The following is a 25915-nucleotide window of genomic DNA, read 5'->3' as shown; positions in this document are numbered from 1 at the left end:
CTTTCGACCCATAGCTGCCCTTCGCGCAGGGCAGCTTACGGCCAATTGCAGCCTTCGAGGGCAGGCAGAAACCGGCCAGAAGCGGATATCGATCTGTCGCGATGCCAGCCCCTCAATCAGTCAGCCGCTTCTCCATCGGTTGATAGACCAGCCCGGAAAACTCACCCACCTCCCCCGCCATCGCAAACCCGTAACGTTCATAAGCGGGCACTGAGGGCAGCGACGCCCTGACCGTCACCACATGGGCTCTGGCCTGCTCCAGCGCCGCATTCACCAGACGCTTCCCGACGCCGCGACGCTGCCAGCCAGGCGCAACGAACAGCATCGCCACATGGCGCCCTTCCTTGAGCTCAATCAGCCCCGTCAGGGCTCCGTCTGCGACACACACCAGCATCAGGTTGTCACCCATCATTCGCTCGGCAAACGCCTGCTGTGCGGCCACCTTGGCGAAAGTCTCCACGCCCTGCGCCGACAGCGAAGGCGCAACCGCTAGCGTGAACGACTCCAGGCAAAGGGCATTGGCGCTGGGCAAGTCGGCGTGCGTCATTTTGCGTATCTGCATGGCCATCTTCCGTGATTGAAATGTATGAGTCACTCTTCTCCAAGACAACTAGGGGTCAGCGGTCTGTTCGAGCAAATGCTTTCAGTCGCCTGCTGGCGTGTACCCATGGACTGCGGCATCAGCATGAACATATTTTTGCTTATCCGCTATGAAGGGAGTGTCGAGCGTGCCCAAGGCTATCGAAACCCAGTCGGCAAACGCCCCTTGTGTTCGTGACCAGAACAAGGTCGAACCACACTCCACGCAGAACTCGTGCACGACCGTCTCTGATGGGGCATCGGCTTTGATGCAGGTGGAACCCGCTAGTATGCGAAGCGCGCTGCGAGGAACGCTGCCATAAGACGCGAGCATCGCCCCGTGCCCTTTGCGACACCGGCTGCCGGTTAGCGCCCCAACCCTCGACGGGGGTTACGGGGCACCTTGCATCGCGCGTTTGTCCGGCACATCGGAGTGACACCGGCGGAATACCGCAAGCGCCACGCGCGCACGGACTAAGATGGGAGCACCGGGGGCCGGGTTCTACGTATTTGCTCGATGACGAATGTTCCGATTAAGCTGGCGACATGACGCTATGAGGATGGATTCGATGTTGCGTATACCGCTAGGAATGGGCCTGTTGCTTGCCGCTGTGCTGGTCGAAGCGGCTCCGCTGCAGGTGCCCACCCCGGTCGAGCTCAAAAGCCAGCTCGAAAGTCTCAAGCCGGGTCAGTTTCTCTGGTACCCACAGGTCTCGCCGGTGGGACCAGTGACCGTAGTGGTCAGCCTCACCGAGCAACGTGCCTACGTCTATCGCAATGGGATCGCCATTGGGGTCAGTACCGTGAGCAGTGGCAAGGCAGGCCGGGAAACCCCCACCGGGGTCTTCAGCATTCTGCAGAAAAAGGTCGAGCATAAATCCAGCCTCTACAACAGCGCCCCGATGCCCTACATGGAGCGACTGACGTGGGACGGCATTGCTTTGCACGCGGGCCATCTGCCGGGATACCCCGCCTCGCATGGTTGCGTGCGCTTGCCGATGGAGTTTGCCAAGAAGCTGTATGAAGTCACCGGTTTCAGTTCGACCACAGTCATTGTTTCCGATACCCATAGTGCCCCGGTGGAGGTCTACCACCCTGGCGTACTGGCACCTACGGTCAGCGAAGGCAAAGCCCAAGGCCCGCTGGTATTGAGCAACCAACAGTTCTGGAACGATCCAGATCCGACCGCAGGGCCACTGTCGATCCTGATCAGTCGCGCCGACCTGCGCGCCTACGTGTATCGGGGTGGCCAGTTGATCGGCTCGGCACCAGCACTGTCGCAGGCAACCGGTCAGCATCGCAGTGGAATGGCGGTGTATTCCCTGCTGCAAAAGCCATCCGTCTTGGCGCTGGATGCCGCGCTGCCCTTACGCTGGTCGGTGGTAGGCCTGAGCAACCCGGAGTACGGCGATACACCCTATGAACAGCTGGGGCAATTGAACCTGAGCCCGGAATTTCGTGGTCATTTACTCGCGGCGATGGACGTCGGCACGATGTTGGTGATCACCGATTGGGCGTCCACCCGGGAAACCCGCAGCGAAGGGAAATTCACGGTCATCAGCACCGAAGACCACGAAGATCTTAAGCCATTGGTCAAGAAATGATCGGAAACCCACTAAAAATCAAGCAAAGTAGTGCTCTTTGGTTTCCGTATGACAAGCCTGCTTTCAATTGCAGGCAAGTCTTTAACAGGGTAATCCATGTCGATCTTCAAACCCGTGCGGGGAGCTATACGGCTCTCAGCGGCCAGTATTGGCCTGTTTTTCCTCAGCACCTGTCATACCGCCCATGCGCAATCCATGCCTAGCGCCACCGAGCTGAAGCAATTGGCGCCGAGCGCCAACCTCTCGACCCTCGCCCTGGCACTCACCGCCTATACCTGCGCCAGTCACAGCGACGCGGACAAGTTGCTGACGGTGATCGATTACTCCAAGGCCTCGCGTGACAAGCGTCTGTGGGTGTTCGACTTGCGCGCCAGGAAACTGCTGTTCGAGGAGTGGGTTGCCCATGGCAAGAACAGCGGCGCTGATGTGCCGACAACGTTCTCCAACACCCCGAACAGCTACCAATCCTCCATCGGCCTGTATGAGACCGGGCAGACCTATAGCGGCAAGCACGGCCGCTCGCTCCGCCTTCAGGGGTTGGAGCCGGGGTTCAACGACAACAGCATGTCGCGGGCGATTGTCATGCATGCCGCCGCCTATGCCGACCCCAAGGTCGTTCCCGGCCTCGGTCGCCTCGGTCGCAGCCAGGGATGTCCTGCCGTTCGCCCGGCAATTGCCGGCAAGCTGATCGATACGCTGCAACGCGGCAGCTATGTGTTCGCCTATTACCCGCAGCAAGACTGGCTGAAAAAATCGCGCTTCCTTAATACCCAGAGCTGTCCGCTGGCTAATCAATCGCTCGCCAGCAAGTAGGTGCTCGCCCTTACTTACGACCGGTTTCTGCCAGTCACCGAAGACAGCTTAGGGTTGGGAGCTGCCATCGGGAGCGGCCGCTTTCGACCCATAGCGGACATTGCGTTCGGGCCTGGCTTGGGTAAGTAAGCAGGGCCAAACTCATCAGCTCCTTGAGCGTCCCCCTCACTATTGGCACATCCGACCCTCAGGATGGATTTTTCATCAGGCTTAAGGAGAGCGCCGTGTTTCCCATGAATGTGTGGTTCGCCTACACCGCCGCCTGCGTGCTGTTAGTTCTGGCGCCGGGCCCTGACAACTTGTTGGCCATCGGCCGTGGTCTCGACCAGGGAAAAGTCGCAGCGGCGGTATCAGGGATGGCTTCAGGCGCAGGCATTCTATTCACGTCGCAGCCGCTTCGTTAGGGTTGACCCTTCTAATGTAAACCTCGGTGCTTGCATTCTGGGTGATCAAACTCATGGGTGCCGGCTATCTGCTCTGGCTCGGCATCAAGGTCTTGCGTGCTCGCAGCCTGATCAGTTTTCAACCGGCATCGAGGCAATCTTTGCCCAGCATTTTTCTGACCGGGCTGCTTTCGGCTGCGCTCAACCCGAAGCCAGGCTTGTTTGTGCTGGCATTCATTCCCCAGTTCGTCGATCCGGCACGTGGATCGGTTAGCGTGCAGATGATGGTTTACGGCGTTTGGTTCGCTGTACACACAGCGGTGGGGTTTGCTTTGATGGGCGTTTTCGCCACGGTGCTATCTCGCTACCTGTACCAGCGACAACGGTTGGTGAATGGGCTAAATGTGGGCGCAGGCCTCACCTTTGTCGCCTCTGGCGTTTCGATTGCGGCATTAAGCCAGAGATAGTGAGTAAGGAAAGCGGCGGGGCTGCACATGAGCCCCGCGTTGTCATCAAGATGCTGAAGGCTAGTTGGTCAACTTCGCATGGGCGGTCAGTTCTTCAGCGATAAAGGCCGAGATCATCGCCCGGTAGACCTGTTCCACGACTTCAGCCGAGGCACCGGTTTCGTCAGCCATTTCACGAACCTTCCTTATCACCTGCTCGACCCGAGCAGGCGCACGCACATCATCGGTGGTTTTCTTGAAGGCCGCAGCTTGCGTCACGAGCCTTCCCCGTTTGGCGAGAAGAGAAACGAGGCTGCGGTCGATTTCATCGATCCCTTGGCGGACTTCGTCCAGAGAGGTGCAACGTATATCCATTTGCTTGACTTCCTTTTCATATGCCTGCGATTGATTGGGACAGGCAGTTGCTGGTAGTGCGGCGCTGTATTGTAGCCTCAGGCGGGACGTCCGCTATGGGTCGATAGCGGCCGTATTTTACAGCCCTCTAGAGCGGGCTCGCTCCGCGAGAGCACTCTCACCGATGCATCGCATCGCGGGGCAAACACCGCTCCGCTACCTGACACACATCCAGCTGGCTCTTGAATCCTACCCCCAGCCCCGCGCCCTTCCCTCTGTCGCTGTAAATCCAGCGACCGGGTTTGGTAGCCCGACGATCTCCACGGCGTGCAAGCGCTCCATCCGTCTCGATAGGCGCTTTTTTTGTGTCTGTCGTTTCGTGTCATGGCGGCTGTGCGCAGGGCGCATTCGTGCGCGCTGGGTTTCTTGGAGTCCCGGTCTACCAACCTGTGTACAGCCGTCACCATTTGTTGGGTAGCGAACGGTGAATGGCTCCACTACTCCAAGGAGCTCCACAATGACAAAACCCGTTCCTGACCCTCCCCTCACCACGCAAACCGCCACCACCTTCGGCTCCTGCAACGGCAGCCACGGACCTCTGTTCGCTGTACCTGCTGGTGTCTCGTCCGAAGATGCCCTTATCCACGCCTCCATCCGCATCAAGAGCGCCTACCAGACCAACGCCCAGGCCTGTGGACTGGTCGCCCCCCAGGTCCGTAACCTGCTCTGGGGTTCGCAGCACACGCTGGAAATGAGCCTGGCGCTGATCGAGACGTTGCTGGATGAAGTAGAAGCACGGGCGGCGACGTCAACGGTTCTGCAGCGCTCGGTTGAAGCCTTTCAAGCTGCAGTGAAGTAGTGACTGCGGGTTGACCAGGGGCCGCCGATGCGGCCCTTCGCACGCTGCGCATTGGCGCAGCAAGGTGGCGAACGGGAGCGAGTTCAGCCCGGCGCAGCAGTTTCGGCACGGTGGTGATTTGAACCACGACCGCTGCGCGGCCGATCGCAGGCTGGCGCCAGCGGCTACACCGGCAGTCCGTAGCCGCTGCCGAGGAACGAGGCTGCGATCGACTGCGCAGCAGTCGCCAGGTGGGAGGCGGTGCGAAGTCTCGACTTGTCCCGCGAGAGGCCAATACATCCAGCAAATCCGCTGTTGCCTGGAATACGACCGCTACACGGCCGATCGCAGGCTGGCGCCAGCGGCTACACCGGCAGTCCGTAGCCGCCCCCGATGAACGCATTGAACCCATTGTCAGCCGCATTGAACGGCGTGCACCCTTTAAAAATCATCGACCTCGGGCGCACGGAACGCCTTGCTGTAGTAGCCGGACGGGTCGAAACAACAAACCTGCTTCTTGCCGGCTGCAAGCATTTCGCAGGCATCACCAATTCGTTTTGCGCGCGTCTTGAGTTGCTTGGCTGAAGTAATCCAGTGAATCCAGTCGACGCGTGCGATGGTCGTCGTATTGTTCCAGACTTCACGAGCCTCGGGCGTGGCGGCCAAAGCCTCTTGAAAGTCCGTTGGGATGTCAGGCTCGGGTTCCTTCTTCACAGGGGCTAGCTCGAGTGTAACGATATCCCCAACGGCCGCGCCTGCGGCTTCGAGTAACGCGCTGCCAACCTGCAGCCAATGGCTCCGCTGGCCATCTGGCTCAAGGGTTGCCTGGAAAGGATGACCATTGATTGTGCCTTCGACCGTCGTCCTTCCTCGCCTCGGAAGCTGTTCACTCGCGTCTCTAGGCAGTACGACGAACGCCCACGACGTATCATTGCCAGGCTGTGCCGGACGAAGAAGCTTTGCCTCGAATCGGGATTTCGCGTCGATTGTTGTCATTGCTACGCCTCCAACTAATTCACCTATCTACACTATCCAGCGGCTGCTACTGACCGATAGCAACCACCGCAATTCCCGCACCGATCGCCCTACCCCTCAAGCACCTTGCACATGATGATTGTTTGCTCGGCACCGTAGAACTCGTCGCGCACTTTCTGAAAGCCAAGCGCCGCGTAAAAGCCCTGTGCCGTGATTGAAGAAGGTACGTGCACAATCTCAATTCCGGAACGGCGGGCGTCTGAAAGAATCTCGCTCATCAGCCGCCTGCCAATACCGCCGCCTTGATAGCACGGATCGACAAACACGCTTCTGATGACATCCATCTCCAGGCTCGCGGTGGCGATGATTCGCTGGTCGGCGGAGGCCACATAGACGTGACGCTGTTTCAGCAAACGCAGGATGGCCTGAGGGGAAAAGCTCTGCTCCACCCGAGCAATCACCTCCGGCGAATAGTCCTTTGAATTGCTTTCGCGCAGGGCGCTGATCACCACCAGGCTGATGCCGGATGCATCATCGTCAGTGGCACGACGAACATTACAGTTCATACCCGGCGCCTCATTGCTGCTGTTTTGTGTTGGATCGGTACAGCGCAGAGGGTAGCGCATGCCGGTGGGCAATCGTAAGGCAAGCCACAGAGGATGCGAAGGTGCCGGGCGAGCAAAGGATGGGGCTGATATCATTCAAGCATCCACCAGCCGGGTTAGACCATGAACCGTCAAAAAAAGATCAAGCAGCTACTGAAGGCGCACGCCAAAAAGGCCAGTGCCAAATTGGCACCGAAGAACAAGCCTAAATACATCAGCAAGGCTGATCGCTTGAAGCTTGCGGCTGAAACCGGCCAGGACTCAGACATTCCCACCGAGTGAGTAGCCCCGGACGTTGTGGGAGCCGGACTTGCCAGCAATTGACCGCACAGCGGTCGTCATTCAGGCCCCGTGACAGGCAAGCTGTACTGGCCTCATCGCTGGCAAGCCATCTCCCACACGTTTTCTAGGTACCCGCTCCTGCTCAGATAGAGCGCTGGTTGACGCGGCTCATCAGTTGCTCTGCAGTTTCTTTGCGTTCCGAGTAGCGATCGACCAGAAATTCCTGGCGATCGCGCAGCAGTACGGTGAATTTCACCAACTCTTCCATGACGTCAACCACGCGGTCGTAGAACGGCGACGCTTTCATTCGCCCCCCTTCGTCGAACTCCAGGTAGGCCTTGGGCACCGACGATTGGTTGGGGATGGTGAACATCCGCATCCAGCGCCCCAACACACGCAACTGGTTGACCACGTTGAACGACTGCGAGCCGCCGCAAACCTGCATCACTGCCAGCGTCTTGCCCTGGGTCGGGCGCACGGCGCCCAGTTCCAGCGGGATCCAGTCGATCTGTGCCTTGAACACAGCCGACATCGCCCCGTGGCGCTCCGGCGAACACCAGACCTGACCTTCCGACCACAGCACCAGGTCGCGCAGTTCCTGGACCTTGGGATGGTCGGCCGGAACATCGTCGGGCAGTGGCAAGCCGGACGGATCGAAGATTCGTGCTTCGGCGCCGAAATGCGTGAGCAGGCGGGCAGCCTCCTCCACCAGCAAACGGCTGAACGAGCGCTCTCGGGTCGACCCGTAAAGCAACAGGATGCGTGGCTTGTGATCGCCGGGACTCAACACCTGGACGTTGTCGAACAGGCTGGGATCAAGGTTGGGCAGATGCTCTGACATGGGTCCTCCGGTTTAAAGCGTGCCGATGCGATCAAGCTCGCGCTGGCGTTCATCGCGGCCAAGTCGGCCAAAGGGAAGTGCGAGAAAGGCTTGGCAGCGTCGTTCAATTCGCACCAGGGTGGAACGGAAGGCAGCATCTATCGCCGCCTCGTCACCCGTCACCTCGGACGGATCTTCCAGCCCCCAATGGGACTTGAGCGCCGGGCCGAAATACACCGGGCAAGCTTCGCCGGCCGCCCTGTCGCAGACGGTGATGACGATGTCTGGCGGGCTGTCTTTGAATGCGTCGTTGCCCTTGCTGTGCAGGCCGTCGATGCAGATACCGGCCTGCTGCAACGTGGTAAGGCTGCGTGGCAGCACCTGCCCCTTGGGAAAGCTTCCAGCACTGACGGCTTCGATGCCTTGCGGTGCCAGGTGATTGAACAGGGCTTCGGAAAGAATGCTGCGGCAACTGTTGGCCGTGCACATGAACAGGATTCGCATGAGGGGAGGCTCTCTGGATCAGAATTCAACAACAGGCAACGTCGCGCACCGGACGACCATCCATGTGCTGCAGGCGTAGGGCGTTGTTCTTGAGCCAATCGGCATTGGCCTTCGCGGTGACGTGCAGGATTTGCCGGACCCACTCGGGCAGGTCCGGATTGAGCCGGTAATACACCCACTGGCCCTGGCGGCGATCGAGCAGCAGTCCATTGCTGCGCAACTGTGCGAGGTGACGGCTGATCTTCGGCTGGCTGTCACCGAGCGCACACATCAGCTCGCAGACACACAGCTCCCCCTGATCGGCAATCAGCAAGGTGGCGCGCACGCGGGTCTCGTCGGCCAGGCTCTTGAAGACTTCGGGGGGCGTGATCATGTAGCGCACTCTATATATGGGCTGGCGAATATACGCATTTCCATATATTTAATGCAACCCGCCCCTCCTTTGAATCCCATCCCAGAGCCTCATAGCCAGGTCGCGTAATCCGTGTAGCCCTGCGCGTTGCCTCCAAAGTACGTGCTGCGATCCGCCTCATTCAGTGGCGCATCCGCCTTCAGGCGTGCCACGAAATCGGGATTGGCCAGGATCATCTGTCCATACGACTCCAGATCAGCGAGCCCCGCGGTGACATCGTCCCCGATCTGATCCCGAGGACGACCCGGGCGATTCAGAATCAGCGTCTGCTTCCAACGCTTGCGGATATCTGCCAGAAGCGCCTCGTCCCCCTGGTGCATGATGTGCAAGTACACGAGCCCCAGCTTGTCGAGTTCGGCCACCAGATAACGGTAGAGGTCAGGCCCTTCCACACCCTCGTCAATGCCCCACAGCGCCATACCGGGCGACAGGCGAATGGCCGTACGGTGCGCACCGATTTCTTCGGCGATGGCAGTGGCGACTTCGATGGCAAAGCGCGCGCGGTTTTCAATCGAGCCACCGTATGGGTCGGTCCGGGTATTGGCGCTTGGGGCGAAGAATTGCTGAATGAGATAAGCGTTGGCACCGTGAATCTCCACACCATCAGCGCCGGCCTCGATCGCGCGGCGAGCGGCAAAGCGGAAGTCGGCAACCGTCTGGCGCACCTCGTCGGTGGTTAAAGCACGTGGCGCCGGAATGTCCTGCATGCCGTTTAGCGTGAACATGGGCGTGTTCGGGCTGATGGCCGAGGGTGCGACACCCTGGCGATGATGCGGGGTGTTATCGGGGTGCGACATGCGTCCGGCGTGCATCAGCTGGATAAACAGACGACCGCCCTTTTCGTGTACCGCTGCAGATATTTTCTTCCAGCCCGCAACATGGGCGTCGGTGTAAATGCCGGGGGTGTTGAGGTAGCCCTGTCCGTCCTCCGAGGGCTGCGTGCCCTCAGCCACGATCAAACCGACACTGGCGCGCTGCGCATAATACTCGGCTGCCAACGCGCCTGGACTGCCATCGAATTCGGCGCGGCTGCGGGTCATGGGCGCCATGACCAGGCGGTTCTGCAAAGTGCTATGGCCCAGAGGGATGGAATCAAAAAGTTGGCGCATGAGGATCTCACTTCGAAGCAGGTAAGGATGAGTGGTGAAACGATCATCGCCTGCTTACGATTTGGGATAAATACGCTATTTTGGAAAGAATTAATCCATTAATGGCGCAATCAATGATCCCACTAAATGACATCGCGCTATTCGTCGAGGTCGTGCGAACCAAGAGCTTCGGCCGGGCGGCCGACGCCATGGGCATCCCCAGTTCAACGCTGTCGCGCCGCATCAGCGCGCTGGAAAAGGCCATCGGCTTGCGCCTGCTGCACCGCACAACCCGCAAAATCGAACTGACCGAGGCCGGCCAGCTGTACTTCGATCGATGTAAACGCATCGTTGACGAGGCTCGCCTGGCGCATGAACAACTGAGCGAGATGCTGGACCAGCCCAGCGGTGTGTTGCGGGTATCGATGCCGGTGGATTTCGCCAACATTTACCTGGCGCCCCTGATCGCCGAATTCGCTGGTCTTTATCCGGGTATCAACTTTGAATTCGACCTTTCGCCACGACGGGTCGACCTGGTCGCCGAAGCCGTGGATGTGGTCATTCGCATGGGAAACCCACCGGACTCTAACCTGATCGCGCGTCCACTTGCTCGTTTACCACGATACCTCTACGCCTCACCTCGTTATCTTGCGCGCTTTGGTGAGCCTGGCCATCCCTCGGAGTTGGTCAACCACCAATGCTTGCGATTGAACACGCCAAGCACCAATACGTGGGTATTGCATCAGGAACAGGAAGCTGTCGAAGTCGCTGTCGGCGGCCGGTTTCTGCTCAACAGCGTGGGGATGCTCAAGCGCCTGGCAGCGCTGGACCTGGGCGTCATCATCATGGAGAAAGAAATCGTCGCAGACGACGTGGAGAGTGGCCGGCTACGTCGAATCCTGGGGCAATGGCAGGCAAGCGCCGTTCCGGTTTATGCAATCACCGAGACACGGCTTTTGCCTGCGAAGACTCAGCGGTTCATCGAGTTCTTGCGGGATCGTTTGAGTGGATCGGGGGGTAGCGCATAAGCAATTGATCGCGGGGCAAGCCCGCTCCCACCTGGGCAACACAAATCCGCTAGGAGCGGGCTTGTCCCACGATCGATTGCACTAGCGACGGTAGTAGCGGCGGTCGTCCTCGTAACGATGACGCATGGCCCGGTCATGGTGGCGCTCCCAATCACGATGGCGGGCAGCTTCGCGGCGCGCCTGCTCCCTGCGCCATTGATCCCGGCGCCAGTTGTCGCGGCGCCAGTCATCTCGACGATCATCCCAACGGTGGTCATGCCGGTAGCGGTCGTCATGGGCCAACACCGGCCCCGCCTGCTCACTGGCCAGGGTAGCCCAGGGGTTACCGGCAACCTGTACGGCTGCAACTTGCACAGGTGCGGTCTTGATCTGTGTTGCCGATGCCGAGCCCATTGCCGCGAACGCGAACAGGCCAAAGAGCACCATCCGTGGGACATGGAATTTCATGAGCGAGACAACCTCTGCTGATCGTATGAATGTGTGGCCATCCGGCTGCACCTTGCAACCGAATGTGCCTATCCACATAGACCGGCAAACCGGAAAAAGTTCTAAGGCAGCTTCGCTTTAAATGCCGTTGATCAGCTCGCTTACCCGTCGTAGGTCACCTCGACCGACGCCACTCGCGCCTGCCCGTACGGCATATGCGGTGTGGAACTGCCTGGTCGAGTACACGATCGACCAGCACTGGCCCGCGCAGGTCAACGCCAACAACCTCTTCGACAAAACCTACTACCAGACGGTCAACTCCAGCGATGGCGGCAACGGGTACGGAGCGCCGCGCAACTACATGCTGACCTTGCGCGGTACCTTCTAGAAACGACTATTGCTGTGACCCCAGGGGCGCGGGCTATGATCAGGCAATACCCACCAGGCGTGCCTGACCTATGCCCGTTGACCTCCAAGCCCTTTACCCCAAGCTGATCCACCTGATGCTGGACACGGTCTTTGTAGTCGACCGGGACAACCAGATCGCCTTTGTCAGTGATGCCTGCCAGACGCTGCTCGGCTACCGTGCCGAAGAGCTGGTCGGCACGCCGATCACAGACTATATGCACCCTGACGACCTGGCGGCCACGCGTGCCTCGATCATCCGGGTAATGAATGGTCATTCCCACGTCGATTTTCGCAACCGCTATATCCGCAAGGATGGCAGTATCGTGCATATCCTCTGGGCGGCTTTCTGGTCCGAGGATGTGGGCGCGCGGATCGGTGTCGCCCGAGATGTGACGGCCCTGTGGCAGGCCGAAGAAGAACTGCGGTTTCTCGCCCACCATGATCCGCTGACAAAACTCATCAACCGCTCGGTTTTCAATGACCGGCTGGGCACAGCCCTGCGCACGGCGCAACGCCACAACAGCACACTGGCGTTGCTGTTTCTCGACATCAATGACTTCAAGGGCATTAACGATGGCCACGGCCATGCGGCGGGCGACCGGGTGCTTTGCGCCATTGCCCGGCGACTGGAGCACTGTGTACGGGAGACCGACACCGTGGCCCGGATGGGTGGTGACGAGTTCACGATACTGTTGACCGATGTCCAGTCTCCGGATGTGGTGCATGAGGCCGTGGCGCGTATCGTTGCAGTGATGGCCGAGCCGCTGGGTGAAGGGTTTGACGGCATAAGAATGCCGTCCTGCAGTGTCGGCGTGGCCTGCTACCCCCAGGACGGGGAAGATGCCGATACATTGCTCAGCCATGCCGATGACGATATGTACCGGGTAAAGCGGCAGCGATCTGCTGCCGGTTGAGAAGCTGGCGCACAGTACCCCGTGGGCGCTAGCGTGCCAGCGATGAGACCAGGGCGGCATGCCGATCACGTGGCGTGTGGAATGCGACCGCTGAGCGGTCGATCGCCGGCAAGCCCGGCTCCCACAAGGTCACCCTCAAAAACTCGCCTTGACCGACACCATGAAGTTGCGCGGTTCGCCATAGTAGTTGCCGAACGCCTCGGTACCGATGGTGGCGTAGTAGCGTTTGTCGAACAGGTTGTTGCCATTGAGCGCAACCGACCAGGTGTCATCGATGCGGTAGCCGATGCGGCCATTCCAGATCGCATACCCCGACTGGCTGATTTTTTCGTTACTGGAAGGTGAAACCCGGAAGTTGTCACTCTGTGCGTTCACGCCCGCACCGAGGGTGAACCGCTCCAACGAGCCGCCCAGTGCATAGTCTCCCCACAAGCGCAGCATGTGCCGCGGCACATAGGTGTTGAAGGCAGCGCCATCCAGGCTGGTGTCGATGTCTTCGAGGGTTTTGGTCTGGGTGTAGGTGTAACCGGCGAGCAGTTGCAGGCGCTCGATGACTTCACCGCTGATCTCGGCCTCGAAACCCTGGGCGCGAACCTTGCCGGCATTGACATAGCAATAGCCATCGGACGACGGGCAGGATGAGTTGTAGTCGGTCTGCGCCTGGTCTTTCTGGATCGTGCGGAACAGGTTGAAGGCGCTGTTCAGGCGACCGTCGAACCAGGCGCCCTTGATCCCCAGTTCATAACTCTGGCCCACCAGTGGCTTGAGCGTCGAACCGTCCTCGGAACGGTAGTTGCCTTGGGGGGTGAAGATCTCTGCATAACTGGCATAGGCCGTGAGGTTCTCGTTCAGGTCCAGCAGCAGGCCGGCGAAGGGCGTGACCTGGCCGGTCTCCGTGGTGCTGGCGTGCTGCGAAGTGCCGGTGTTGATGAAGTCGTAATCGGTGTCGGAGCTATACCAGCTCACCCGGCCACCGGCGACGAACGTCAGTGGATCCGCCAGTTTCAGGCGCAAGGTCGAGTACACGCCTTTTTGCTTGGTCACCGAATTGACCGGCCCGCCACGGGATGAATTGTCGATGAAGTAGCTGTCGCTCGGCTCAGGAATGTGTTTGTCGGGGTTGAACACATTCTGGCGCTGCGGCAGAAACGCCACCGAGTAGAAATCGTCCTTTTTCGCCCGGCTGGCATTGAGGCCCACCACCAGCTCATGCTGCTGGCCAAAGCCCTCGAATCTGCCATCCACGTAGGCGTCGAGGCCGTAATCCACCTGGTCGTAGTTGTACAGGCTGCCCAGCATGCCGGTGGTATCCACGCCGGGTGTGACGGCGCCGGAGGCGAATGCGTACTTGATGTCCTGGGTGTTTTTTGAATAGACGCCGGCAACCTTCAGGGCCCAGTCGTCATTGATCTGGTGCCTGAGGTCACCAAAGAAGGTGGTGCGCTTGCTGCGCCAGGTGTTCCACGAAGGGTCCAGGCAGGTCGAGCGGCTGAGGTTCAGGTCGCTGCGGTCGCGGTAGCGCGGCAGCCCACCCCAGCATGGGTTGGCATCGACATCCTCATAGGCAATACCCAGCCCGACCGTGGTGTCCGGGTTCAGGTCAGCGTCGAGGGCACCGTAGTAGACCTGGTCCTTGCGACTGGCGTCGTCGATGAAATAGTGCCGGCTCTGCTCGGCGGCGACCGCCCGGCCACGCAGCGTGCCGGTGCTGTTGAGCGGGCCACCGGTATCGACCTGCGCGCGATAGTTGTCCCACGTGCCAGCGGACAGCGTGATGTCGGTATGCGCGGCCGCCTGGCCGCGTTTGCGCACGAAGTTGACCCCGCCGGCGGTGCCCCCGGCGCCTTTCATCATGCCTGCAGCACCGCGCAGCACTTCGACCCGATCGTAGTACGCCATGTCGCCACTGAAGCTGTCGGCCTGGACATAGAGGTTGCCCATGTCCAGCGGCACGCCGTCGTACTGATACTGCCCCGACATGCGAAAGCCGCGCGAATAGAAGTATTTACCGCCCATGGTCGAGTCGTACACGGTGATGCCCGGGGTCTTCTCCATCACCTGGTCGATGGTGGTGAGGTTCTGGTCATCGAGCAGCTTGCGGGTCATCACCGTGACCGATTGCGGCGTTTCCTTGAGGCTGTGCTCGCCCTTGCCGATGGTCACGGCACCGGTGGTGTACGAGCCGCTGTTCTCCGTGGTGGCGCCCAGCGTTTGGCCATCGACGTTGGTCACACCCAGCTCCAGTGCCGAACCGCTCGTTGCCACTGGCAACAGTACATAGGTGCCGTTGGCCTGGGGGACAGCTTGCAGCCCGCTCCCGGCCAGTATCCTCGCGAAGCCTTCGCTGACCCCAAACGCGCCTTTGAGCCCCGGCGAGTGCAAGCCCTGGGTCTGGCGCGCATCGAAGGAAATCGCTGCGCCTGCGGCACTGGCGAAATGGCTGAGCACCTCGGTCAGGCTGCCACCGGCGATGTCGAAAGTTTGCACCCGCTGCTGCGCCGGCACCTGCGCTGCCAGCGTTGCCGTCGACCATCCACCCGCCGCCGTTGCCGCCAGCAGCCCGACCGCTACTGCGCTCCCCAGACGACCTTTTTTGAACACCCCGGACATGCGTACCCTCCCCCAACAATCGATCAATAGAAACTCATTGAGGGATGAGCCGAACGATGCGCAGCAAAAGTGCAAATGCAAAAAAATTAGGTGCTGTAGCCGCTGCCACCAGGCTGCGCAGCAAGCGCCCTGTCAATGCACATCATGGCCTGAAACACTGGCCCAATAGCGGCTGTACCGGGTAACCCGTAGTGAAAATCCGCTCTCCAGCGCCGCCAGTGCCCTGTCGGTGTCATCGATGGGAAACGCGCCGGACACCTTCAATCGGGCAATGCGTGGATCACAGCGCAAGATGCCACTGCGGTAGCGCGACAGGTCGGCCAACAGTTCTGCCAGGGGGCGGTCGATGGCGATGATGCTGCCCTGTTGCCAGGCCCCCACCGATGCATCGTTGTGGCGCAGCCCACCCAATGCGCCGCCGCCGAAATCAACGGACTGGCCTGCCTCTACACGCACCGCGGAGCCACCACCCGGCACGCTGACCTGCACCGCTTTCTCGATCACTGCCACGTCACGCATCTGCCCCAGGGACCGAACGATGAAGCGGGTACCCAGCGCCAGCACCTCGCCATGGCCGGTCACGACCTTGAACGGCCGCTGCAACGGATCGGCTGCAGTACTCACAAGGATCTCGCCGCGCACCAGTTCCAGTACACGCTGTTGAGCGTCGAAGCGCAGATTGACGGTGGTGTCGGTGTTGAGCAGCAAGGTACTGCCATCGGCCAGGCGGAACTCACGGCGCTCGCCCACTGCGGTACGAAAATCGGCAAACAGGCTCCGCGAGGTTTCACTGCGCCAACCCAACCAGCCTACGGATGCGGCAGACGCCAATACCAGCACACTGCCCAGCACCTGGCGCCGGGAGCGATCAACCCCGCGCAATGCAGGCCCCGCCAGCGCGCCCGGCACATTCGCCATCTGCTCACCCACCGCCGCCATCCGTTGCCAGGCCTGCCGGTGCACAGGGTCGGCGAGCAGCCAGTCGTTCCAGGCAGCCCGATCCGCGTCGCTCGCCACACCGGAGCGCAGCCGCGCATACCACTGGGCCGCAGCGCGAATGGCTTTTGATTCGGCGGGGGAAAGGCTCATGCCTGCTGCATCTGGACTTGCATCAGGCAGCAATGCTCCATGGCCTTGGCCATGTAGGTGTTGACGGTGCGAGGGCTGATGTTCAACCGCTCGGCAATCTGCGCATAGGTCAGGCCGTCGAACTGGGAAAGGATGAACGCCTGCCGGACCTTGGTGCCCAAGCCGTGCAGCAGGCGGTCGATGTCCACCAGCGCCTGCAACAAGATCGCCTGCTCCTCCAGTGAGGGTTGCTGCGCTTCGGGCATGGCGGCCAGCGCGTGCAGATACGATTGCTCCAGCGAGCGGCGGCGGAACAGGTCGATCAACAAGCCCTTGGCGATCCTCGACAGGTAAGGCCGCGGCTCGCGAATCTCCAGTGCGTTGCGCGCCTTGAGGACCCGTACGAACGTGTCCTGCGCCAAGTCCGCTGCATCGCAGCGGTTGCCCAGGCGCTTGCGCAGCCAGCCATTGAGCCAGTCATGATGGTCGCAATACAAATCATTGACGGCACTGCGCAGGGAGAGATCGTTGGCGGGCATGACGAGGGAAAAATTCGCGAGTGATAATGACTCTTATTGTCACGGCTAAAACAAATGATTTGCAATAGCCTCTCCGTGTTTCAATGGCTCGCCTCAGCGCCTCTCATCAAGGATCATGCTTGTCGCTGATATTCAATTGCTCACAGCTGGCCTGTAGGAGCGGCGGTGCGACATCTCGACTTGCCCCGCGAAAGCGATCGCACTGGCACACCGCATCGCAGGGCAAGCCCACAAGAGACTGACTCTATCACCCCCCAACACTCCCGCTATTAGCCCTCGCCCTTCTCCACGACTAGCCTATATTTATCGCTGCACTGATCCGGCCGGATGGCTTCTGGGAAGGCGGTAACACAGCGGCGACAGCCGCCCTCTCCCGCAGTGGACATCAAGCCGATAACGAGATTGCCGCTTCGCTTGCCTGTCCGTGATAGCCATCCTGAGGTGAAACAGTCATGTCAAACGAGTCAAAATGCCCGTTCAATCATGCCGCTGGCGGTGGCACCACCAATCGTGACTGGTGGCCCGACCAGCTGAACCTGAAGATCCTGCATCAACACTCCAGCCTGTCCGACCCTATGGATGAAGGCTTCGACTACGCCAAAGCCTTCAAGGGCCTGGACTTTGCCGCCCTCAAGCAAGACCTGCGCGCGCTGATGACCGACTCCCAGGACTGGTGGCCCGCCGACTTCGGCCACTATGGCCCGCTGTTTATCCGCATGGCCTGGCACAGCGCCGGTACCTACCGTATCGGTGACGGCCGCGGCGGCGCAGGCTCGGGCCAACAGCGTTTCGCCCCGCTCAACAGCTGGCCCGACAACGTCAGCCTCGACAAGGCCCGGCGTCTGCTCTGGCCGATCAAACAGAAGTACGGCAAGAACATTTCCTGGGCCGACCTGATCGTGCTTACCGGCAACGTCGCGCTGGAATCCATGGGCTTCAAGACCTTCGGTTTTTCCGGTGGCCGCGCCGATGTCTGGGAGCCGGATGAAGACGTGTACTGGGGCTCGGAGAAAGTCTGGCTCGGTGGCGACACTCGCTACGGCAAGGCCCAGCCGCCCGGAGACGCCCCACTGGTGGCGGAGCCGTCGATGCACGGCAAAGAAGAAAGCCGCACCGACAACCCCGGCCGCAACCTGGAGAACCCGCTGGCCGCCGTGCAGATGGGGCTGATCTACGTGAACCCGGAAGGCCCCGAAGGCAACCCCGACCCGATCGCCTCGGGCAAGGACATCCGCGATACCTTCGGCCGCATGGCCATGAACGATGAAGAAACCGTGGCGCTGATCGCCGGCGGCCACGCCTTCGGCAAAACCCACGGTGCGGGACCTGCCGACAACGTCGGTGCCGAACCTGAGGCAGCAGGCCTTGAAGAACAGGGCCTTGGGTGGCGCAACAAATTTGGCACCGGTGTCGGTGCCGATGCCATCACCAGCGGCCTGGAAGTCACCTGGACCTCGAAGCCTACGCAATGGACCAACGAGTACCTGGAAAACCTGTTCAATTTTGAATGGGAACTGACTAAAAGCCCGGCCGGCGCCAATCAATGGAAACCGAAGAACGGCGCAGGCGCAGGCACAATCCCGCATGCCTTCGACCCGTCGAAAAAGCAGGAACCGCGGATGCTGACCTCGGACCTGGCGCTGCGCTTCGATCCGATCTATGAACCCATCGCCCGGCGTTTCAAGGAAAACCCCGAGCAATTGGCCGACGCCTTTGCCCGCGCCTGGTACAAGTTGATCCACCGCGACATGGGCCCGCTGTCGCGCTACCTGGGCCCGGAACTGCCCAACGAAGAACTGCTGTGGCAAGACCCGCTGCCCAAGGTCGACCATGCCCTGGTCAGCGACGCCGATGTCGCTGCGCTGAAGGCCAAGGTGCTGGGTTCGGGCCTGTCGGTGTCGCAACTGGTGTCGACTGCCTGGGCGGCCGCCTCAAGCTTTCGCGGCTCGGACAAACGCGGAGGTGCCAACGGTGGCCGCCTGCGCCTGGCACCGCAGAAAGACTGGGAAGCCAACCAGCCAGCACAACTGGCCGAGGTGCTCGGCAAGCTGCAGAGCATCCAGAGCGAGTTCAACGCCGGCGGCAAGAAAATCTCCCTGGCCGACCTGATCGTGCTGGCGGGCAATGCGGGGGTGGAGCAAGCGGCGAAAAACGCAGGCTACAGCGTCACTGTCCCCTTCTCCCCCGGCCGCACCGATGCCTCGCAACAACAGACCGATGTCGAATCCTTCAATCTGCTGGAGCCGGTTGCCGATGGTTTCCGTAACTTCATCAAGGCTGGGGTCAAGGTCAAGCCCGAGGCGCTGCTGGTGGACAAGGCGCAACTGCTGACCCTCACCGCGCCGGAGATGACCGTACTGGTGGGCGGCCTGCGGGTGCTGGGCAACAATGCCGGCAAGAGCGCCCACGGGGTGTTCACCAAACGGCCGGAGCAGTTGACCAACGACTTCTTCCAGAACCTGTTGGACATGAGCGTGGAATGGAAACCCACCTCCAGCGCCAACGACACCTATGAAGCCCGCGATCGCAAGACCGGCGAGGTGAAATGGAGCGGTACTCGCGTTGACCTGGTGTTTGGCTCCCATGCCCAATTGCGGGCACTGGCCGAGGTGTATGCCAGCAACGATGCCAAGGACAAGTTCGTCCATGACTTCGTGGCCGCTTGGACCAAAGTGATGAACCTGGACCGTTTCGACCTGGCGTAGGAGGCACGCCAAAACGCCCCGGCTTGAGGGTTCAGGCCGGGGCGTTTTTTTATTCTGATGCGTATTTTTCTGCGCTATCTGCATCTGTAATGCATGGCCTGAGACTCCGACAATAAAGCCCTGTAAGGCGCGTTTGCCTCTTTCCTGTTCAATTCGGAGTTCCTATGGGCAAGCTTGCATTTTTCGTGGTTGGCTTTCTGGTGCTGGCTATCGGTATCGGCGCGCTGGGCACCATCTCTCCACTGTAAAAACCCTTGGTGCAATTGTCGTGAACCACGACCGCTGTGCGGTCGATCGCAGGTTGTCGCCAGCGGCTACGCGGGCCATCTGTAGTCGCTGACGAGAAACGAGGCCGCGATCGACTGCACAGCAGTCGCCAGGTAGGAGTAGCGGTGCAACGCTCCTACGCTGTCATCTTCATGTCATGGATCGAGTGGCAAGATCATCGCCCACGCTTTCAGCGTTACCGATGAACGAGCAAGGAACACTCGATGAAAAGCGACACCTCCCTGTTTGCGGCCATTGACCTGGGGTCCAATGCGTTTCGCATGATGATCGGCCAACCGGTCAAGCGGAACCGGCAATGGGTCATCGAAGAGGTGAAGTCCTTGCGCGAACCCGTCCGTCTGGCCGAGGGCCTGCACGGGGGTGCCCTGGATGAACTGGCGCTGGACCGGGGCTGGCAAGCCCTCGCCCGCTTCGGTAAGAAACTGCGCGGTTTCGAGCCTGGACGCGTGCGCGCAGTGGCCACCAGTGCCGTCCGCGAAGCGGCGAACGCCAGGCTGTTTTTGAGCGATGCCCAGCGTCACCTGGGGTTTCCCATTGATGTGATCTCGGGCGAAGAAGAGGCCAAATTGGTGTACGCCGGCGTCAGCCATCGCATCCCTGCGTCCGATGCCATGCGCCTGGTAGTGGACATCGGCGGCGGCTCCACCGAGCTGATACTGGGCCGGGGCGAGCAGGCCCTGCTGACCGAAAGCCTTACCATCGGCAGCGGCACCTGGAGTACACGTTTTTTCCCCGGCGGCCTGGTATCGGCACAGGCACTGCTGGACGCCGAGCGCTGCGCCACGCTGCAGTTCGAGAAAGTCGCCCGTCGTTATCGTCACTTGGGCTGGCAGCAGGCAATCGGCTCATCCGGCACCGCCCGAATGCTGGCCAAAGTGCTCAGGGCCAATGCCTTGAACGACTGTGGCGAAGGTGGGATCACCTATCGCGGCCTCTTGCGCCTGGCGGTGTTGCTGCTCGAGGCCGGGCATGTCAACTGCACCCACCTGGGCGGTTTGCAGCCCCATCGCCAGAACGTGTTGCCCGGTGGCCTGGCAATCATGCTGGCAGCCTTCAAGGCGTTCGGGGTTACCGAAATGACGCCATCCGAGCCAGGGCTCAGGTTTGGTCTGCTGCATGGTTTGATGCAACAGCGTTGAGGTCAAACGGACACAAGCGTTGGCATCCGCGAGAAAAATCAGTACAGTCCCGAACGCTACATGACACGCTCACCTGAGGACGACCTCAGGCTCGAATACTGATCGGGGACGGCCCTGGACTTCCAAGGAAGCAGGCCGTGACCGATCTATCCGCACTCCCTACCTCCCCCCTGTCATTCACCCCGGCGCAGCGCTTTCGGTTCTGTCCGTCAGCCCCGTGTGCCTGTGGCTAACCCGTTCCCGTACGAAGATTTCAATGGCTTGAGCAACGCCACCTTGATCCATTCACACCGGGGACTGAACCATGACAGACACAGCCACTATCTCGCACAACTGGGCGTTCGGCGTCTTCTTGCTAGGCGTCGTCACGCTTTGCCTGTTGATGCTGGGCATCTCCAGATTCCTGGGCGGAAAGGCCTGGGGGCGGAGCAAGAACGAACCCTTCGAGTCCGGGATGCTACCCGTGGGTACCGCCCGCCTGCGGCTATCAGCCAAATTCCACCTGGTTGCGATTCTGTTCGTGATCTTTGAAGCCGAGGCGCTGTTTCTGTTTGCCTATGCCGTCTCGGTGAGGGAAACAGGCTGGGCCGGATTTATCGGAGCGGTAATCTTCGCCGGCATCCTGTTGCTCGGGTTGGTGTACGAAGGCGCGATGGGCGCCCTCAATGGCGGCGTTGCAACAAAGCCCCGGGGCGCCGGCAAAAACGTCAACCCGCCAGCGTGCTCGCAGGGAGACTGACCCATGAACACAGCGCCAAGCCAGAACACCCTGTACAGCGACGCCATCAAGCGCCCACTCATTCCCCTCTCGACCTGGATACGCCTGACCGGCGCCTGGCTGGTGGTCGGCCTGTTCATGCTGCTGGGTGCAGACCTGCTGGGCAGCACCTTGAACTCGTTGACCTCGACCTGGGTGTTTCTGCTGCTGTTCTTCACGATCCTGATGGCGTCTTCTGGCGTGGTACACGAAGCCGACCACCTGGCACAGCAGCTGGGCGAGCCCTACGGCACACTGATTCTGACGTTGTCGATTGTCTCGATCGAAGTGATCCTGATCGCCTCGGTATTACTGGGGCCCGGCGAGTTCCCGAGCATTGGCCGGGATTCGATCTTTGCCGTGATGATGATCATCATGAACCTGGTCATCGGCATCTGCCTGCTTGCCGGCGCGGCGCGCAACGGCGAGCAGGCGTTCAATATCCAGGGTGCCAATGCCTACATTTCCATGATCGTGTTGCTCACCGCGATTGCCTTGATACTGCCCAACTACACCTCCAGCACCGGCGAGTTCAGCGTCACCCAGGCGGTTGGCATTTCGGCGCTGACCCTGGCGCTGTACGCCGCATTCCTGTGGATGCAGATGCGCAGCCACCGGCGTTTCTTCATGCAACCACCCGCCGGCCAGATGAGCATTGCCCAACCGCAAGCGCGCAGCGAGACGCTGCAGAGCAGCGACCACACCTCGCTCGATCGCAAAGAAATCCTGGTACGTTCCCTGGTGCTGCTCGGGCTGATACTGCCCATCGTGTTGCTGGCGCACTACCTGGCCGTGGTGACCGACTACGGCATCGAGGCCGTCGGCGCCCCTACTGCGGTGGGCGGTGTGTTGATCGCGATCATTGTCTTCACCCCCGAGTCCATCACCGCCGTGAAGGCAGCGATCAACAACGAGATGCAACGGGCGATCAACCTGTGCCTGGGTGCATTTGTCTCGACCGTCGGCCTCACGGTGCCGGCGGTGCTGGTGATCGGCATGGTCACCAACAAGCAGGTGGTGATGGGGATTTCCAACACCGAAATCCTGCTCTTCGTCATCACTGTGGTGCTGACCATGCTGAGCTTCAACAGCCAGAAAACCTCACCGATTCAGGGCCTCATGCACCTGGTGGTCTTTGCAGTGTTCGGGCTTGTGCTTTTTTACCCTTGACTGTGGGAGCGGCCTAGGCATTGAGTTGCTGCAACACCACTTCCAACGGATGGCGCAAGGTGCGGTCGGCCTGGCGCTTGACCTGGCTACGGCATGAATACCCCGTGGCCAGCGCCTCCCCTTCCTTGTCCAGCTTGCCCGCCCAGGACTGCTCGAAGATGACCTTGGAGGTGTCCTGGTTGCGGGCTTCGTGACCGTAGGTACCCGACATGCCGCAGCAGCCGGTGGCTTCGGTGGACAGTTTCAGGCCCAGGCGGGCGAACACCTGCTCCCACTGGCGGGTACTGGCAGGGACGTTGGTCTTCTCGGTGCAGTGGGCCATCAACCGGTAGGTAGCGGTGACGCGGGTCGGCTGCTCGGGCAGTACGTCCATCAACCACTCCTGGGGCAGCAGCACGGTCGGGCAGCCACCCAGGCCTGGCACTTTCTGGTACTCCTGGCGGTACACCAGGGTCATCGCCGGGTCCAGGCCCACCAGCGGCACGCCGCACTCGGCCAGGGCGCTGAGCTGGCGAGCATTGCGGATCGCCGCCTTGTTGAAGGCACCGAGGAAGCCCTGTACGTGCAGCGGCTTGCCGTTGGCGCTGTAGGGCGCCAGGTACACGCGGTGGCCCAGGCGGTGGACCAGGTCGATAAAGGCCGCCAGCACCGGGGTCTCGAAGTAGCGAGTAAAGGCGTCCTGGACCAGGACGATGCTGCGCTCGCGCTGGGCCGGAGTCAGTTCACGCAGCGCCGGGATGCTGGCCATGCGCACATTGCAGCGGGTCAGCGTGGCCTGCAGGTTGTAGCGGCTGATCAAGGGGCTGTCGAGCATGCCGACATGACGCTCCAGCAATGTGCTCACCCACTTCGACCCCATCACGGCGTTGTACAGGCCGGGGGCATGGGCCAGGTACGGAATGCTGAACTCCAGCGAACCGATCAGGTAGTCACGCAGCGGCCGCTGGTAGCGCCCATGGTAGAGCTCAAGAAAGCGTGAGCGGAACTCAGGCACGTTGACCTTGATCGGGCACTGCCCCGCGCAGGATTTGCATGCCAGGCAGCCGGCCATGGCGTCGTACACCTCATGGGAGAAATCCGCCTCGCCCTTGTTGCGCGCCAGGTTGTTGCGCAGGCGCGTCGGCAGGCCCTTGAGCCAGGCCACCTTGCCCTTGGCGACGTCGAGCACGTCAATACTGGCGGCGCCCTGCAGGCGCAGCCATTCGCGAATCAGCGAGGCACGGCCCTTGGGGGAGTGCTGGCGTTCGCGGGTGGCTTTCCACGAGGGGCACATGGCGTCGTTGGGGTCGTAGTTGTAGCAAGCGCCGTTGCCGTTGCAATGCACGGCGCTGCCGAAGCTTTGCCACACGCGCTCGTCGATCTGGCGGTCGTAGTCGCCGCGCAGCGGTGCCTCGTTGACCTTGATCAGGCCCTGGGCGCTGTCGGGCGGGGTGCAGATCTTGCCGGGGTTGAGCTGGTTGTGCGGGTCGAATGCGCCCTTGAGCGCCTGCAGCGACGGGTACAGCTCACCGAAGTACTCGGGCACGTACTCCGAGCGCAGGCCCTTGCCATGCTCGCCCCACAGCAGGCCACCGTAACGCAGGGTCAGCGCCGCCACGGCATCGGAAATCGGCTTGACCAGCGCGGCCTGGGCGGGGTCTTTCATGTCCAGGGCCGGGCGCACATGCAGCACGCCGGCATCGACGTGGCCGAACATGCCGTAGGCCAGGCCATAGCTGTCGAGCAAGGCACGGAAATCGGCAATGTAGTCGGCCAGTTGCTCCGGCGGTACGGCGGTGTCTTCCACGAACGGCTGCGGGCGCACTTCACCTTCGACGTTGCCCAACAGGCCCACCGAGCGCTTGCGCATCGTGTAGACCCGGGTCACCGCCTCGGCGCCTTCGGCCAGGGTGTGGCCCAGGCGCTCCACGCCCTTGTCGGCCTGCAAGTGTGCGACAAAGGCTTGCACCCGCGCATTCACTTCGGCCGGGTCATCCCCGCAGAACTCCACCAGGTTGATGCCCAGGGTCGGGCGTTCGGCGTCGGCGGGGAAATATTCGGCAACGCTGTGCCAGACGATGTCTTTCATCGCCAGCATCAATACCTTGGAATCGACGGTTTCGATCGACAGCGGCTTGTGCGCCATCAGTGCATTGGCGTCGCGCAGGGCGTCCATGAAACTGGTGTAGCGCACGTTGACCAGCACGGCGTATTTGGGAATCGGCAGCACATTGAGCTTGGCCTCGACCACATAACCCAGCGAACCTTCGGCGCCACACAGCACGCTATTGAGGTTGAAGCGCCCTTGTTCATCACGCAGGTGCGCCAGGTCATAGCCGGTCAGGCAGCGGTTGAGCTTGGGGAAGGTCTGCTCGATCAGCTCGGCCTGGGTTTCCTGGATCCGTCGTGCGGTGCGATACACCTCACCGGCGCGACCGGGCTCGGCACAGGCAGCCTCCAGTTCGGCGTCGCTCAAGGGCCGGGTATGCAGGCGCTGGCCGCCGAGCAACACGCTATGCAGCTCCAGGACGTGGTCGCGGGTCTTGCCGTAGGTGCAGCTGCCCTGGCCGCTGGCGTCGGTGTTGATCATGCCGCCGACGGTGGCGCGGTTGGACGTCGACAGTTCCGGGGCGAAGAACAAGCCATGTGGCTTGAGCGCGGCGTTGAGCTGGTCCTTGACCACACCGGCCTGGACCCGCACCCAGCGCTCCTCGACATTGATGTCGAGGATGGTGTTCATGTGCCGCGACAGGTCGACGACGATGCCGTCGGTCAGCGACTGGCCATTGGTGCCGGTGCCGCCACCGCGCGGTGTGAGCTTGACGTCCTTGAAGCGTGGCTCGGCCATCAGGCTGGCAATGCGAGCGACGTCGTCGGCGTCCACGGGGAACACAGCGGCCTGGGGCAGGCGCTGGTAGATGGAGTTGTCGGTGGCCAACACCGTGCGGGTGGCGTAGTCAGCGCTGAGCTGGCCACGGAAACCTGCACTGCGCAGCGCGTCGAGGAAATCAGGGTACAGCGTGGCCGGTGCAGTGCCGGTCAGTCGGGCGATCATCGGGGGATGGCCTCATTTATGTCAGGCTAATCAGGAATATGTGCCGAAACGGTATGGTCAGTACACCGCCGGGTAGTGGATGATGCCAATGATCCCGTAGCCTTGCGCCCGGCACAAACGGATATT

At 61.1% G+C, this 25915-nt stretch carries 24 protein-coding genes and 2 pseudogenes; 12 read left to right on the top strand and 14 right to left on the bottom strand.

Annotated features, from left to right (window positions below; all coding sequences use genetic code 11):
* Nucleotides 1–112: 112 nt before the first annotated feature.
* Both H621_RS0100535 and H621_RS27850 read right to left on the bottom strand, forming a co-directional pair.
* Nucleotides 113–562 (bottom strand): GNAT family N-acetyltransferase, encoded by a 450-nt coding sequence (locus H621_RS0100535; RefSeq protein ID WP_028941497.1) that lies wholly within the window; start codon nt 560–562, stop codon nt 113–115.
* An 81-nt stretch (nt 563–643) separates the two neighbouring features.
* Nucleotides 644–940 (bottom strand): annotated as a pseudogene (locus H621_RS27850) (GFA family protein); the annotation flags it as partial.
* Between the two features lie 208 nt (nt 941–1148).
* Here H621_RS27850 and H621_RS0100530 point away from each other — a divergent pair.
* The 3 genes and pseudogenes from H621_RS0100530 to H621_RS26730 all read left to right on the top strand — a co-directional run bounded on the left by H621_RS0100530 (nt 1149) and on the right by H621_RS26730 (nt 3846).
* On the top strand, nt 1149–2183 hold the full coding sequence (locus tag H621_RS0100530) for a L,D-transpeptidase (RefSeq protein WP_028941496.1): 1035 nt from the start codon (nt 1149–1151) through the stop codon (nt 2181–2183).
* Nucleotides 2184–2279: 96 nt separating this feature from the next.
* On the top strand, nt 2280–2996 hold the full coding sequence (locus tag H621_RS0100525) for a murein L,D-transpeptidase catalytic domain family protein (protein WP_028941495.1): 717 nt from the start codon (nt 2280–2282) through the stop codon (nt 2994–2996).
* Nucleotides 2997–3229: 233 nt separating this feature from the next.
* A pseudogene (locus tag H621_RS26730) lies at nt 3230–3846 on the top strand (LysE family translocator).
* Nucleotides 3847–3906: 60 nt separating this feature from the next.
* Here H621_RS26730 and H621_RS0100515 read toward each other — a convergent pair.
* Nucleotides 3907–4200: a chorismate mutase gene (locus H621_RS0100515; protein WP_028941494.1), complete on the bottom strand. Its 294-nt coding sequence runs from the start codon at nt 4198–4200 to the stop codon at nt 3907–3909.
* A gap of 496 nt (nt 4201–4696) precedes the next feature.
* On the opposite strand from H621_RS0100515, the gene H621_RS26725 reads away from it, so the two are divergent.
* Nucleotides 4697–5038: a DUF3077 domain-containing protein gene (locus tag H621_RS26725; protein WP_051270348.1), complete on the top strand. Its 342-nt coding sequence runs from the start codon at nt 4697–4699 to the stop codon at nt 5036–5038.
* A gap of 420 nt (nt 5039–5458) precedes the next feature.
* Here H621_RS26725 and H621_RS0100505 read toward each other — a convergent pair whose 3' ends face one another.
* Nucleotides 5459–6013: a YdeI/OmpD-associated family protein gene (locus tag H621_RS0100505; RefSeq protein ID WP_028941493.1), complete on the bottom strand. Its 555-nt coding sequence runs from the start codon at nt 6011–6013 to the stop codon at nt 5459–5461.
* 89 nt (nt 6014–6102) lie between these two features.
* Complete coding sequence (locus H621_RS0100500; protein ID WP_028941492.1) at nt 6103–6558, bottom strand: GNAT family N-acetyltransferase; 456 nt, start codon at nt 6556–6558, stop codon at nt 6103–6105.
* A gap of 162 nt (nt 6559–6720) precedes the next feature.
* Between H621_RS0100500 and H621_RS27845 the strand changes: the two genes are divergently transcribed.
* Nucleotides 6721–6879: a DUF2986 domain-containing protein gene (locus tag H621_RS27845; RefSeq protein ID WP_084167893.1), complete on the top strand. Its 159-nt coding sequence runs from the start codon at nt 6721–6723 to the stop codon at nt 6877–6879.
* Nucleotides 6880–7021: 142 nt separating this feature from the next.
* Here H621_RS27845 and arsH read toward each other — a convergent pair whose 3' ends face one another.
* From arsH to H621_RS0100475, 4 genes are all read right to left on the bottom strand, one after another.
* Nucleotides 7022–7720 (bottom strand): arsenical resistance protein ArsH, encoded by a 699-nt coding sequence (gene arsH / locus H621_RS0100490; protein WP_028941491.1) that lies wholly within the window; start codon nt 7718–7720, stop codon nt 7022–7024.
* A 12-nt stretch (nt 7721–7732) separates the two neighbouring features.
* Nucleotides 7733–8203 carry an arsenate reductase ArsC gene (locus tag H621_RS0100485; RefSeq protein WP_028941490.1) on the bottom strand — a complete coding sequence of 157 codons (471 nt, stop codon included), beginning with the start codon at nt 8201–8203 and terminating at the stop codon, nt 7733–7735.
* Nucleotides 8204–8228: 25 nt separating this feature from the next.
* A complete protein-coding gene (locus tag H621_RS0100480) occupies nt 8229–8576 on the bottom strand; it encodes a metalloregulator ArsR/SmtB family transcription factor (protein ID WP_028941489.1) in 348 nt (115 codons plus the stop codon).
* An 89-nt stretch (nt 8577–8665) separates the two neighbouring features.
* Entirely contained in the window at nt 8666–9724 is a 1059-nt protein-coding gene (locus tag H621_RS0100475) for an alkene reductase (protein WP_028941488.1), read from the bottom strand.
* A 101-nt stretch (nt 9725–9825) separates the two neighbouring features.
* Here H621_RS0100475 and H621_RS0100470 point away from each other — a divergent pair, with 101 nt between their 5' ends.
* Nucleotides 9826–10731 carry a LysR family transcriptional regulator gene (locus tag H621_RS0100470; RefSeq protein ID WP_425337414.1) on the top strand — a complete coding sequence of 302 codons (906 nt, stop codon included), beginning with the start codon at nt 9826–9828 and terminating at the stop codon, nt 10729–10731.
* An 81-nt stretch (nt 10732–10812) separates the two neighbouring features.
* On the opposite strand, the gene H621_RS0100465 is transcribed toward H621_RS0100470, so the two are convergent.
* Nucleotides 10813–11178 (bottom strand): hypothetical protein, encoded by a 366-nt coding sequence (locus tag H621_RS0100465; RefSeq protein ID WP_028941486.1) that lies wholly within the window; start codon nt 11176–11178, stop codon nt 10813–10815.
* Nucleotides 11179–11299: 121 nt separating this feature from the next.
* On the opposite strand from H621_RS0100465, the gene H621_RS28365 reads away from it, so the two are divergent.
* Entirely contained in the window at nt 11300–11545 is a 246-nt protein-coding gene (locus H621_RS28365; protein ID WP_146117345.1) for a TonB-dependent receptor, read from the top strand.
* 70 nt (nt 11546–11615) lie between these two features.
* Nucleotides 11616–12479, top strand: a complete 864-nt coding sequence (locus H621_RS0100455; protein WP_028941485.1) for a sensor domain-containing diguanylate cyclase — start codon at nt 11616–11618, stop codon at nt 12477–12479.
* A gap of 135 nt (nt 12480–12614) precedes the next feature.
* Here the strand turns inward: H621_RS0100455 and H621_RS0100450 are convergent, their stop codons facing one another.
* From H621_RS0100450 to H621_RS0100440, 3 genes are all read right to left on the bottom strand, one after another.
* Complete coding sequence (locus H621_RS0100450) at nt 12615–15089, bottom strand: TonB-dependent siderophore receptor (RefSeq protein WP_028941484.1); 2475 nt, start codon at nt 15087–15089, stop codon at nt 12615–12617.
* A 132-nt stretch (nt 15090–15221) separates the two neighbouring features.
* Nucleotides 15222–16178 carry a FecR domain-containing protein gene (locus tag H621_RS0100445; protein WP_028941483.1) on the bottom strand — a complete coding sequence of 319 codons (957 nt, stop codon included), beginning with the start codon at nt 16176–16178 and terminating at the stop codon, nt 15222–15224.
* The gene (locus H621_RS0100440; RefSeq protein ID WP_028941482.1) at nt 16175–16696 is read right to left on the bottom strand and encodes a sigma-70 family RNA polymerase sigma factor; all 522 of its coding nucleotides are present in this window, start codon (nt 16694–16696) and stop codon (nt 16175–16177) included. The genes H621_RS0100445 and H621_RS0100440 overlap by 4 nt, the downstream gene beginning before the upstream one ends.
* 452 nt (nt 16697–17148) lie before the next feature.
* Between H621_RS0100440 and katG the strand changes: the two genes are divergently transcribed.
* From katG to H621_RS0100415, 4 genes are all read left to right on the top strand, one after another.
* Nucleotides 17149–19401, top strand: coding sequence for a catalase/peroxidase HPI (gene katG / locus H621_RS0100435; RefSeq protein WP_028941481.1), 2253 nt, complete (start codon nt 17149–17151; stop codon nt 19399–19401).
* A gap of 491 nt (nt 19402–19892) precedes the next feature.
* Nucleotides 19893–20828 (top strand): Ppx/GppA family phosphatase, encoded by a 936-nt coding sequence (locus H621_RS0100425; RefSeq protein WP_028941480.1) that lies wholly within the window; start codon nt 19893–19895, stop codon nt 20826–20828.
* 304 nt (nt 20829–21132) lie between these two features.
* A complete protein-coding gene (gene ndhC, locus H621_RS26720; protein ID WP_084167892.1) occupies nt 21133–21567 on the top strand; it encodes an NADH-quinone oxidoreductase subunit A in 435 nt (144 codons plus the stop codon).
* Nucleotides 21568–21570: 3 nt separating this feature from the next.
* A complete protein-coding gene (locus H621_RS0100415; RefSeq protein ID WP_051270345.1) occupies nt 21571–22755 on the top strand; it encodes a calcium:cation antiporter in 1185 nt (394 codons plus the stop codon).
* A 13-nt stretch (nt 22756–22768) separates the two neighbouring features.
* Here H621_RS0100415 and ydiJ read toward each other — a convergent pair whose 3' ends face one another.
* Nucleotides 22769–25789: a D-2-hydroxyglutarate dehydrogenase YdiJ gene (ydiJ, locus tag H621_RS0100410; RefSeq protein WP_028941478.1), complete on the bottom strand. Its 3021-nt coding sequence runs from the start codon at nt 25787–25789 to the stop codon at nt 22769–22771.
* Nucleotides 25790–25915 lie beyond the last annotated feature (126 nt).

The organism is Pseudomonas vranovensis DSM 16006 (genome assembly GCF_000425805.1).
Lineage (GTDB): Bacteria > Pseudomonadota > Gammaproteobacteria > Pseudomonadales > Pseudomonadaceae > Aquipseudomonas > Aquipseudomonas vranovensis.
This window is presented reverse-complemented; position numbering and strand designations above follow the sequence as displayed.